9 protein-coding genes are annotated in these 11,133 nt (G+C 72.0%); all 9 read left to right on the top strand.

Features of this window, described 5'->3' with window-relative positions; translation table 11 throughout:
• Window positions 1-51 precede the first annotated feature (51 nt).
• A complete protein-coding gene (locus ACJA3G_RS18855; RefSeq protein ID WP_406554174.1) occupies window positions 52-1,635 on the top strand; it encodes a UDP-N-acetylmuramoyl-L-alanyl-D-glutamate--2,6-diaminopimelate ligase in 1,584 nt (527 codons plus the stop codon).
• A complete protein-coding gene (gene murF / locus ACJA3G_RS18850) occupies window positions 1,632-3,053 on the top strand; it encodes a UDP-N-acetylmuramoyl-tripeptide--D-alanyl-D-alanine ligase (RefSeq protein WP_406554173.1) in 1,422 nt (473 codons plus the stop codon). The genes ACJA3G_RS18855 and murF overlap by 4 nt, the downstream gene beginning before the upstream one ends.
• Window positions 3,050-4,120, top strand: a complete 1,071-nt coding sequence (mraY, locus tag ACJA3G_RS18845) for a phospho-N-acetylmuramoyl-pentapeptide-transferase (protein ID WP_283143831.1) — start codon at window positions 3,050-3,052, stop codon at window positions 4,118-4,120. Before murF ends, mraY begins: the two co-directional genes overlap by 4 nt.
• Window positions 4,102-5,550, top strand: a complete 1,449-nt coding sequence (murD, locus tag ACJA3G_RS18840; protein ID WP_406554172.1) for a UDP-N-acetylmuramoyl-L-alanine--D-glutamate ligase — start codon at window positions 4,102-4,104, stop codon at window positions 5,548-5,550. Before mraY ends, murD begins: the two co-directional genes overlap by 19 nt.
• A 60-nt stretch (window positions 5,551-5,610) precedes the next feature.
• Window positions 5,611-6,960, top strand: a complete 1,350-nt coding sequence (gene ftsW / locus ACJA3G_RS18835; RefSeq protein WP_406554171.1) for a putative lipid II flippase FtsW — start codon at window positions 5,611-5,613, stop codon at window positions 6,958-6,960.
• Window positions 6,961-6,966: 6 nt separating this feature from the next.
• The gene (gene murG, locus ACJA3G_RS18830) at window positions 6,967-8,052 is read left to right on the top strand and encodes an undecaprenyldiphospho-muramoylpentapeptide beta-N-acetylglucosaminyltransferase (protein ID WP_406554170.1); all 1,086 of its coding nucleotides are present in this window, start codon (window positions 6,967-6,969) and stop codon (window positions 8,050-8,052) included.
• A 24-nt stretch (window positions 8,053-8,076) separates the two neighbouring features.
• Window positions 8,077-8,889: a cell division protein FtsQ/DivIB gene (locus tag ACJA3G_RS18825; protein ID WP_406554169.1), complete on the top strand. Its 813-nt coding sequence runs from the start codon at window positions 8,077-8,079 to the stop codon at window positions 8,887-8,889.
• 276 nt (window positions 8,890-9,165) lie between these two features.
• Window positions 9,166-10,359, top strand: coding sequence for a cell division protein FtsZ (gene ftsZ, locus ACJA3G_RS18820; RefSeq protein WP_406554168.1), 1,194 nt, complete (start codon window positions 9,166-9,168; stop codon window positions 10,357-10,359).
• A 17-nt stretch (window positions 10,360-10,376) separates the two neighbouring features.
• Window positions 10,377-11,133: peptidoglycan editing factor PgeF (gene pgeF, locus ACJA3G_RS18815; protein ID WP_406554167.1), on the top strand; the 757-nt coding region annotated here is incomplete at its 3' end.

The raw sequence follows: 11,133 nt of genomic DNA, 5'->3' as shown, positions 1-11,133 counted from the left end.
CCGCCCCCCTCTTTTGGCGACCCGGCGGGTGCGCCCGGTACGCTCACCGCCGTGCCACACGCTGATCAGTACCGAACCGCCCCGCAGGACGCGCCCGCGCACCAGCCGGGAGCGCCCCGTCCGGACCGGGGCCGCCCGACGACCCTGAGCGAGCTGGCCGAGCGGCTGGGAGCCGAGAGCCCGGGGGCGGGAGAGGTCACCGGGATCACCCACGACTCCCGCGCGGTGCGCCCCGGCGACCTCTACGCGGCCCTGCCCGGCGCCCGCTTCCACGGCGCCGACTTCGCGGCCCAGGCCGCGGGTCTGGGCGCCGCCGCCGTCCTCACCGACCCGGCGGGCGCCGAACGCGCCGCCGCGACCGGCCTGCCGGTCCTGGTCACCGAGGACCCGCGCGGCGTCATGGGCGGCCTGGCCGCCGAGATCTACGGCCACCCCGGCCGGGACCTGCTCCAACTGGGCATCACCGGCACCTCGGGGAAGACCACCACCGCGTACCTCGTCGAGGGCGGGCTGCGCGGGGCCGGGCACCGCACCGGTCTGATCGGCACGGTCGAGACGCGCATCGGCGACGAGCGCATCAAGTCCGAGCGGACCACCCCCGAAGCCACCGACCTCCAGGCCCTGTTCGCGGTGATGCGCGAGCGCGGGGTCGAGTCGGTCGCCATGGAGGTCTCCAGCCACGCCCTGGTGCTCGGCCGGGTCGACGGCTGCGTCTTCGACGTCGCCGTCTTCAACAACCTCAGCCCGGAGCACATGGAGTTCCACTCCGACATGGAGGACTACTTCCGGGCGAAGGCGCAGCTGTTCACGCGGCGGCGCGCCCGGGTCGGGGTGGTGAACCTCGACGACGAGTACGGCCGCAGGCTGGTGACCGAGTCCGAGATCCCGGTCACCACCTTCTCGGCCGAGGGCCATCCGGACGCCGACTGGCGTGCCGAGGACGTGGACGTACGTCAGGACAGCTCCACCTTCACGGTCGTCGGGCCCAAGGACGAGCGGATCTCCGCGACCGCCCCGCTGCCCGGCCCCTTCAACGTGGCCAACACCCTCGCCGCGATCGTCACGCTGGCCGTCGCGGGCGTGGACCCGCAGACCGCCGCCGACGGCGTGGCCGCCGTGCCCGGTGTGCCGGGCCGGCTGGAGCGGGTGGACGCGGGCCAGCCGTTCCTGGCGGTGGTGGACTACGCGCACAAGACGGACGCCGTCGAATCGGTTTTGCGCTCGCTGCGCAAGGTCACCCGCGGCAAGGTGCACATCGTGCTCGGCTGCGGCGGGGACCGCGACCGGTCCAAGCGCGGGCCGATGGGCGCCGCCGCCGCCCGGCTCGCCGACACCGCCGTACTGACCTCGGACAACCCCCGCTCCGAGGACCCGCTCGGCATCCTCGCGGCGATGCTCGCGGGCGCCGCCGAGGTGCCCGTGCACGAGCGCGGTGACGTCCTGGTCGACGCCGACCGGGCCGCCGCCATCGCCGCGGCCGTGGCCCGCGCCGAGCCGGGCGACACCGTCCTGGTCGCGGGCAAGGGCCATGAACAGGGCCAGGACACCCACGGGGTGATCCGCCCCTTCGACGACCGTCTGGTCCTGCGGGCCGCGATCGAACACCGCCAAGAACAGTCAGGGATGAAGCAGTGATCGCCCTCTCCCTCGCCGAGATCGCCGAAATCGTCGGCGGGCAGTCGCACGACATACCGGATCCGTCCGCCCAGGTCACCGGATCCGTGGTCATCGACTCCCGCGCCGTGGCGCCCGGTTCCCTCTTCGCCGCCTTCGCGGGCGAGCGCGCCGACGGCCACGACTACGCGCGCGTGGCGTACGAGGCGGGCGCGGTGGCCGTACTGGCCACCCGGCCCGTCGGCGTGCCCGCGATCGTCGTCGACGACGTCCAGGGCGCCCTCGGCGCACTGGCCCGCGAGGTCGTACGCCGCCTGGGCACCGACGTGGTGGCGCTCACCGGCTCCTCCGGCAAGACCTCCACCAAGGACCTGATCGCGCAGGTGCTCCAGCGGCACGCGCCCACGGTCTACACGCCGGGCTCGCTCAACAACGAGATCGGCCTGCCGCTGACCGCGCTCACCGCGACCTCCGAGACCCGCCACCTGGTCCTGGAGATGGGCGCGCGCGGGATCGGCCACATCCGCTATCTGACCGGTCTGACCCCGCCGCGGATCGGACTCGTCCTCAACGTCGGCTCCGCGCACATCGGCGAGTTCGGCGGCCGGGAGCAGATCGCCCAGGCCAAGGGCGAACTGGTGGAGGGGCTGCCGGAGGACGGCTGCGCCGTGCTGAACGCCGACGACCCGCTGGTGCGGGCCATGGCATCGCGCACCAAGGCGCGCGTCCTGCTGTTCGGCGAGGCCGAGGACGCGGACGTACGTGCCGAGAATGTCCGGCTCACAGCAGCCGGACAGCCTTCCTTCAGGCTTCACACACCCTCCGGGTGCAGCGACGTGACCTTGCGCCTGTACGGTGAGCACCACGTGTCGAACGCGCTCGCCGCGACCGCCGTCGCCCATGAGCTGGGCATGTCCGCAGACGAGATCGCCCGCGCGCTCTCCGAGGCGGGCACCCTCTCCCGCTGGCGTATGGAGGTCACCGAGCGTCCGGACGGTGTGACAGTCGTCAACGACGCCTACAACGCGAACCCCGAGTCCATGCGAGCCGCCCTGCGCGCGCTCGCAGCCATGGGCGAGGCCGCCCGGGCCAGGGGTGGACGTACGTGGGCGGTGCTCGGTCCGATGGCCGAGCTCGGCGACGAATCGCTCGCCGAGCACGACGCGGTCGGACGGCTCGCCGTCCGGCTCAACGTCAGCAAGCTCGTGGCAGTCGGGGACCGGGAAGCGTCCTGGCTGCAACTGGGCGCATATAACGAGGGTTCGTGGGGTGAGGAGTCGGTGCACGTGTCCGACGCACAGGCGGCCGTCGACCTGCTGCGCAGTGAACTGCGCCCGGGTGACGTCGTGCTGGTGAAGGCATCGCGGTCGGTCGGCCTGGAACGGGTGGCACTCGCGCTGCTCGACGGTGGCGTCGAGGGCGAGGTCGCCGCCCGATGAGGCAGATCCTCTTCGCGGGAGCCATCGGTCTCTTCCTGACGCTGGTCGGCACCCCGTTGCTCATCAAGCTGCTCGCCCGCAAGGGCTACGGCCAGTTCATCCGCGACGACGGCCCGCGCGGCCACGCCGGCAAGAAGGGCACGCCCACCATGGGCGGCATCGCCTTCATCCTGGCGACGCTCATCGCGTACGCCGCGACGAAGGTGATCACCAGCGAGGACCCGACCTTCTCGGGTCTGCTGGTGCTCTTCCTGACCGCCGGCATGGGCCTGGTCGGCTTCCTGGACGACTACATCAAGATCGTCAAGCAGCGTTCGCTGGGTCTGCGGGCCAAGGCGAAGATGGCCGGCCAGCTGATCGTCGGTATCGCCTTCGCCGTGCTGTCCCTCCAGTTCGAGGACAAGCGGCACCAGACCCCGGCCTCCACCAAGCTCTCCTTCATCACCGACTTCGGCTGGTCCATCGGGCCCGTCCTCTTCGTGATCTGGGCGCTGTTCATGATTCTCGCCATGTCCAACGGCGTGAACCTGACGGACGGTCTGGACGGCCTGGCCACCGGCGCGTCGGTGATGGTCTTCGGCGCGTACACCTTCATCGGGCTGTGGCAGTTCCAGGAGTCCTGCGCCAACGCGCAGACCCTGACCAACCCCAACGCCTGCTTCGAGGTGCGCGATCCGCTGGACCTCGCGGTGGTCGCCTCGGCCCTGATGGGCTCCTGCTTCGGCTTCCTGTGGTGGAACACCTCGCCCGCCAAGATCTTCATGGGCGACACCGGTTCGCTCGCGCTCGGCGGCGCGCTCGCCGGTCTCGCGATCTGCTCGCGCACCGAGTTCCTGATCGCCCTGCTCGGCGGCCTCTTCGTGATGATCACCATGTCGGTGGTCATCCAGGTCGGCTCGTTCAAGATGACCGGGAAGCGCGTCTTCCGGATGGCCCCGCTCCAGCACCACTTCGAACTCAAGGGGTGGTCCGAAGTCCTTGTGGTGGTGCGGTTCTGGATCATCCAGGGCATGTGCGTCATCGTGGGTCTGGGTCTCTTCTACGCGGGATGGGCAGCCGACAAGTGAGTCAGAGCTGGCAGGGCATGCGGATCACCGTCGCCGGTCTCGGGGTGAGCGGCGTCAGCGCCGCCCGCGCCCTGGCCGGTCTCGGCGCCGTGGTGACGGTCGTGGACGGCGGCGACTCCGCCAGCCACCGGGAGCGCGCGGCCGGGCTGGCGGAGGAAGGTATCTCCGTACGTCTGGGAGACGCGGCCACCCTCCCCGAGGGGACCGGTCTCGTCGTCACCTCGCCCGGCTGGAAGCCCGACTCCCCGCTGTTCGCCGCCGCCGCCGAGGCGGGCGTGGACGTGGTCGGGGACGTGGAGATCGCCTGGCGGCTGCGGGACCTGGACGGCCGGAAACCGGCCCCCTGGCTGGCGGTCACCGGCACCAACGGCAAGACCACCACCACGCAGATGCTGGCCTCCATCCTGCGCGCGGCGGGCCTGCGCACCGCCGCCGTCGGCAACATCGGCACGCCGATCATCGACGTGGTGCTCGGCGAGGAGCCCTATGGGGATCTCGACGTGCTCGCCGTGGAGCTCTCCAGCTACCAGCTGCACTGGGCGCCCTCGCTGCGCGTCCACTCGGCCGCCGTGCTCAACCTGGCGCCCGACCACCTCGACTGGCACGGCTCCATGGAGGCGTACGCCGCCGACAAGGGCCGGATCTACGAGGGCAACACCGTCGCCTGCGTCTACAACGCGGCGGACCCCGCCACCGAGGACCTGGTGCGCGAGGCGGACGTCGAGGAGGGCTGCCGGGCGATCGGCTTCACCCTGGGCACCCCCGGCCCCTCCCAGCTCGGCGTCGTGGAGGGCATCCTCGTCGACCGCGCCTTCGTCGCCGACCGGCAGAAGAACGCCCAGGAGCTGGCCGAGGTGGGGGACGTCAGCCCGGCGGCCCCCCACAACATCGCCAACGCCCTCGCGGCGGCGGCCCTGGCCCGTGCCTTCGGCGTCGAGCCCAGGGCCGTACGGGACGGACTGCGGGCGTTCACGCCCGACGCCCACCGGATCGCGCACGTGGCGGACGTGGACTCGGTCGCCTACGTCGACGACTCCAAGGCGACCAACACCCACGCCGCGGCGGCCTCCCTCGCCTCCTACGACTCGATCGTCTGGATCGCCGGGGGCCTCGCCAAGGGCGCCTCCTTCGACGAGCTGGTACGCGGGTCCGCCGAGCGGCTGCGCGGGGTCGTCCTGATCGGCGCCGAGCGCCACCTGATCGCCGAAGCGCTGGCGCGACACGCCCCCGAGGTACCGGTGGTCGACCTCGACCGGACCGACACTGGGGCGATGTCCGCGGCGGTCCGCGAGGCGGCCGGGCTCGCGAAGCCCGGGGACACGGTCCTGCTGGCCCCGGCCTGCGCCTCGATGGACATGTTCACCAACTACAACAAGCGCGGCGAGGCCTTCGCGGAAGCGGTCCGCGAACTCGCCGCCGAGCGCGCCTAGCCGGCCGGGACCCGTCCCGCGGACCGGCGGCGCCGGGCACGACTGGAGGGGACAGCACACATGCCGGCCGAAGCGACCCCGCCCGGGCTCGTCCTGCGCAGCCGTGCCGCGGCCTCGCCGCGCCGCCCCGCGGTCCGGCGCGGCGGCGGCAGCGGCACCCCGCCACGGCCCCGCGGCGGCGGCCCCAGGCGGCTCCTGGAGCAGGCCCGGCGGGGCTGGGACCGCCCGCTGACCGCGTACTACCTGATCCTCGGCAGCTCGCTGCTGATCACCGTGCTCGGTCTGGTGATGGTCTACTCGGCCTCGATGATCAAGGCCCTGGAGCTGTCGCTGCCGGCCTCGTACTTCTTCCGGAAGCAGTTCCTCGCCGCCCTGATCGGCGGGGCGCTGATGTTCTCGGCCGCCCGGATGCCCGCCAAGCTGCACCGGGCGCTGTCGTACCCGCTGCTGGTGGTGACCGTCTTCCTGATGGTCCTGGTGCAGATCCCCGGGATAGGGATGTCGGTCAACGGCAACCAGAACTGGATCTACCTGGGCGGCCCGTTCCAGCTCCAGCCCAGTGAGTTCGGCAAGCTGGCGCTGATCCTGTGGGGCGCGGACCTGCTCGCCCGCAAGCAGGACAAGCGGTTGCTCACCCAGTGGAAGCACATGCTGGTGCCGCTGGTCCCGGTGGCGTTCCTGCTGCTCGGGCTGATCATGCTCGGCGGCGACATGGGCACCGCGATCATCCTCTGCGCGATCCTCTTCGGGCTGCTGTGGCTCGCCGGGGCGCCCACCCGGCTCTTCGGCGGCGTCCTCGCGGTGGCCACGACCATCGCCGTGATCCTCATCAAGACCAGCCCCAACCGGATGGGCCGGCTCGCCTGCATCGGGGCCACCGACCCCGGCCCGCAGGACCAGTGCTGGCAGGCCGTCCACGGGATCTACGCGCTCGCCTCGGGCGGATGGTTCGGTTCCGGCCTGGGTGCGAGTGTGGAGAAATGGGGCCAACTCCCCGAACCCCACACCGACTTCATCTTCGCCATCACCGGTGAGGAACTGGGCCTGGCGGGCACACTGTCGGTGCTCGCCCTGTTCGCGGCTCTAGGCTATGCGGGTATCCGCGTGGCCGGACGCACGGAGGACCCCTTCGTGAGGTACGCCGCGGGAGGTGTGACCACCTGGATCGTGGCCCAGGCCGTGATCAACATCGGTGCGGTGCTCGGCCTGCTGCCGATCGCCGGGGTCCCGCTCCCGCTGTTCTCCTACGGTGGGTCCGCCCTGCTGCCGACCATGTTCGCCGTGGGGCTGCTGATCGCGTTCGCGCGGGACGACCCCGCGGCGCGGGCGGCGCTGGCCATGCGGCAGCCTCGGGTGAGTTGGAAGTCGATGAGACGGCGCGTCAAGAAGCGTCCGTCCGGAGAGCGGTGAATTTCGGTGCATGTCGTACTCGCCGGTGGGGGGACCGCCGGCCACATCGAGCCCGCGCTCGCCCTCGCGGACGCCCTGCGCAGGCAGGACCCGACCGTGGGGATCACGGCCCTCGGTACGGAGAAGGGCCTGGAGACGCGGCTGGTCCCCGAGCGGGGCTATGAACTCGCGCTCATCCCGGCCGTCCCGCTGCCCCGCAGGCCCACCCCCGAACTGATCACGGTCCCGGGGCGGCTGCGCGGCACGATCAAGGCCGCCGAGCAGATCCTGGAGCGCACCAAGGCCGACTGCGTCGTCGGCTTCGGCGGCTATGTGGCGCTGCCCGGCTATCTCGCGGCCAAGCGCCTCGGGGTGCCGATCGTCGTCCACGAGGCCAACGCCCGCCCCGGCCTGGCCAACAAGATCGGCTCGCGGTACGCGGCCGGGGTCGCCGTCGCCACGCCCGACAGCAAGCTGCGCGGCGCCCGCTACATCGGCATCCCGCTGCGGCACTCCATCGCCACCCTCGACCGCGCCCGGGTCCGCCCCGAGGCGCGCGCCGCGTTCGGCCTGGACCCCAACCTGCCGACGCTGCTCGTCTCCGGCGGCTCGCAGGGCGCCCGCCGCCTCAACGAGGTGATCCAGCAGGTCGCTCCGGTCCTCCAGCGCTCCGGCATCCAGATCCTGCACGCGGTCGGCCCGAAGAACGAACTGCCGCGCGTCGACAACATGCCCGGAATGCCGCCGTACATCCCGGTACCGTACGTGGACCGGATGGACCTCGCGTACGCCGCGGCCGACATGATGCTCTGCCGCGCGGGCGCGATGACCGTCGCCGAGCTCTCCGCCGTCGGGCTGCCCGCCGCCTACGTCCCGCTGCCGATCGGCAACGGTGAACAGCGGCTCAACGCCCAGCCGGTGGTGAAGGCGGGCGGCGGTCTGCTGGTCGACGACGCCGAGCTCACCCCCGGGTGGGTGCAGGACCAGGTCCTGCCCGTGCTCGCCGACCCGCACCGGCTGTACGAGATGTCCCGGGCCGCCTCCGAGTTCGGCCGCCGGGACGCCGACGACCTGCTCGTCGGCATGGTGTACGAGGCGATCGCCGCGCGCTGACGGAGCGGCAGAAGGCAGGGGACCGTGGCCGGACAGGCGACCGCACGACGCGGGGCGGGGCAGGCGGACACGTCCGGCCCGTCCGGCCCCCGCCGTCCCCTGCGCCGGCTGCGACCGCGGCTGCGGCTGCGGCTGCCCGCCCGGCGCCGGCTGGTGCTGATTCTGGCCACGGCGCTCGTCGTCGGCGCGGCCCTCGTCTGGGTGCTGTACGGCTCCACCTGGCTGCGGGTCGAACAGGTGGAAACCAGCGGCACCGAGGTGCTCACCCCCGCCGAGGTCGAGGCGGCGGCGGCCGTTCCGGTGGGGTCGCCGCTGGTCTCGGTCGACACGGAGGCGATCGAGGCACGGCTGCTGCGCAAGCTGCCGCGGCTGGACTCGGTGGACGTCGGCCGCTCCTGGCCGCACGGCATCACCCTCGACGTCACCGAGCGCAAGCCCGTTCTGCTGATGAAAAAGGGCGCGAAGTTCACCGAAGTGGACGCCAAGGGTGTGCGGTTCGCCACGGTCGCCAAGGCGCCCGCACACGTACCGCTGCTCGATCTGAATCCGGACAACTCGACCTCCCTGCGCCGCTTTCCGGCCGACGTGCTGGTGCGTGCGGCGGTACGGGTGGCGGGCGAACTCCCGCCCGCCGTCGCCAAGGAGACCCGCCTCGTGCGGGTCACCTCCTACGACGCGGTCTCCCTGGAGTTGGGCCACGGGCGTAACGTCCTGTGGGGCAGTGAGGAGGAGGGGGAGCTCAAGGCCCGTACGCTGGTCGCCCTCATGAAAGCGGCCCCCAGGGCCCGGTACTTCGATGTGAGCGCCCCCACCGCCCCGGCGGTATCGGGGAGTTGACGCACATATGCGCTGGCCAGCACCCTGGTTGGTCATCGCTACGGGTGATCACATAGGGTGAAAAGAAAAACGGGAGGTTCGGCGTGTTCGTTGAACGTGCGCCACTTGTCGACTTAGTGTCCTGTTCGGAAGAGTCCAGTGAACAGACACATTGGTAACCCTAAACTTCAACGTTAGGGTTCGGGTCGGCGTTCGGACCGTCCCACATCGGCATTCGTCGTCGCCGTGCGACACCCGCACGTGACGACCCGTAACTCGAGGCGAGAGGCCTTCGACGTGGCAGCACCGCAGAACTACCTCGCAGTCATCAAGGTCATCGGTGTCGGCGGCGGTGGTGTCAATGCCATCAACCGAATGATCGAGGTCGGTCTCAAGGGCGTCGAGTTCATCGCGATCAACACCGACGCACAAGCTCTGTTGATGAGCGACGCCGACGTCAAGCTCGACGTCGGCCGTGAACTGACCCGCGGCCTCGGGGCCGGAGCCAACCCGGCAGTCGGGCGCAAGGCGGCAGAGGACCACCGCGAGGAGATCGAGGAGGTCCTCAAGGGGGCCGACATGGTCTTCGTCACCGCGGGCGAGGGCGGCGGCACCGGCACCGGCGGCGCACCCGTCGTGGCCAACATCGCGCGCTCGCTCGGCGCCCTCACCATCGGTGTGGTCACCCGGCCGTTCACCTTCGAGGGGCGCCGCCGCGCCAACCAGGCGGAGGACGGCATCGCCGAGCTCCGCGAAGAGGTCGACACCCTCATCGTCATCCCCAACGACCGGCTGCTGTCCATCTCGGACCGCCAGGTCAGCGTGCTCGACGCGTTCAAGTCGGCCGACCAGGTGCTGCTCTCCGGTGTCCAGGGCATCACCGACCTGATCACCACCCCGGGTCTGATCAACCTTGACTTCGCCGACGTCAAGTCGGTCATGTCCGAGGCCGGTTCCGCGCTCATGGGCATCGGCTCGGCGCGCGGCGACGACCGCGCGGTGGCCGCCGCCGAGATGGCGATCTCCTCGCCGCTCCTGGAGGCGTCCATCGACGGCGCCCGCGGTGTGCTGCTCTCCATCTCCGGCGGCTCGGACCTCGGTCTCTTCGAGATCAACGAGGCCGCGCAGCTGGTCAGCGAGGCCGCCCACCCCGAGGCCAACATCATCTTCGGCGCGGTCATCGACGACGCGCTGGGCGACGAGGTACGGGTCACGGTCATCGCGGCCGGGTTCGACGGCGGTCAGCCGCCCGCCCGCCGCGACACCGTGCTCGGCTCCACCACCGCCAAGCGCGAGGAGCCCGCGCCGGTCCGCGCGGCCGAGCGCCCGCTGGGCGGGCTCGGCACCGTGAGCCCGCGCGAGGACCCGCCGGCCCCGGCCCCGGTCGAGACGGCCCCGGCCGGCGAGTCCAGCCCGGCGCAGGTGCCGACGGCCCGCCCGTACCAGGACAGCCAGGCCGAAGAGCTGGACGTCCCGGACTTCTTGAAGTGATAGGGCGGCACTCCCTCGTGAGCGGCGCGCACTTCGCCTTCACCGACCGGTGGGGCGGGGTGAGCGCCGCTCCGTACGAGGAGCTCAACCTCGGCGGCGCGGTGGGCGACGACCCCGACGTCGTCCGGACCAATCGCGGACTCAGCGCGAAGGCGCTGGGGATCGACGCGGACCGGGTGGTCTGGATGCGCCAGGTGCACGGGCGGGACGTGGCCGTGGTGGACGGGCCCTGGGGCGCGGACACGGCCGAGAAGCGCAGTCCGGCGGTGGACGCGGTGGTGACGGCCCGTCGGGGGCTCGCCCTCGCGGTCCTGACCGCCGACTGCACACCTGTTCTCCTCGCCGACCCGGTCGCCGGGGTGGTGGCCGCCGCGCACGCGGGGCGGCCCGGGATGGTCGCGGGCGTGGTGCCCGCGGCGGTCGGGGCCATGGTCTCGCTCGGGGCGGAGCCCTCCCGGATCACCGCGCGGACCGGGCCCGCCGTCTGCGGCAGGTGCTACGAGGTCCCGGCGGAGATGCGGGACGAGGTCGCCGCGGCCGAGCCCGCCGCCTGGTCCGAGACCAGCTGGGGAACCCCCGCGGTGGACGTCACCGCCGGGGTGCACGCGCAGCTCGCGGCGCTCGGGGTGACCGACCGGCAGGCGTCCGGGGTGTGCACACTCGAATCGATGGACCACTTCTCGTACCGCCGCGATCGCACCACCGGCCGGCTCGCCGGATACGTCTGGCTCGACGCGGCGCGGGCCGTGGGGGACGAAGCGGCCGAGGGGGAGG

This window comes from Streptomyces sp. YS-3 (assembly GCF_045257485.1).
In the GTDB taxonomy this organism is placed as follows: domain Bacteria; phylum Actinomycetota; class Actinomycetes; order Streptomycetales; family Streptomycetaceae; genus Streptomyces.
The sequence above is the reverse complement of the archived record's forward strand: the minus strand, read 5'-3'. Positions and strand labels throughout refer to the sequence as shown.

What these genes read in the sequence shown, in the direction of transcription:
- mraY (WP_283143831.1), top strand. Translation starts at nt 3,050, where the DNA reads ATGAGGCAGATCCTCTTCGCGGGAGCCATCGGTCTCTTCCTGACGCTG.
- murD (WP_406554172.1), top strand. Translation starts at nt 4,102, where the DNA reads ATGGGCAGCCGACAAGTGAGTCAGAGCTGGCAGGGCATGCGGATCACC.
- ftsW (WP_406554171.1), top strand. Translation starts at nt 5,611, where the DNA reads ATGCCGGCCGAAGCGACCCCGCCCGGGCTCGTCCTGCGCAGCCGTGCC.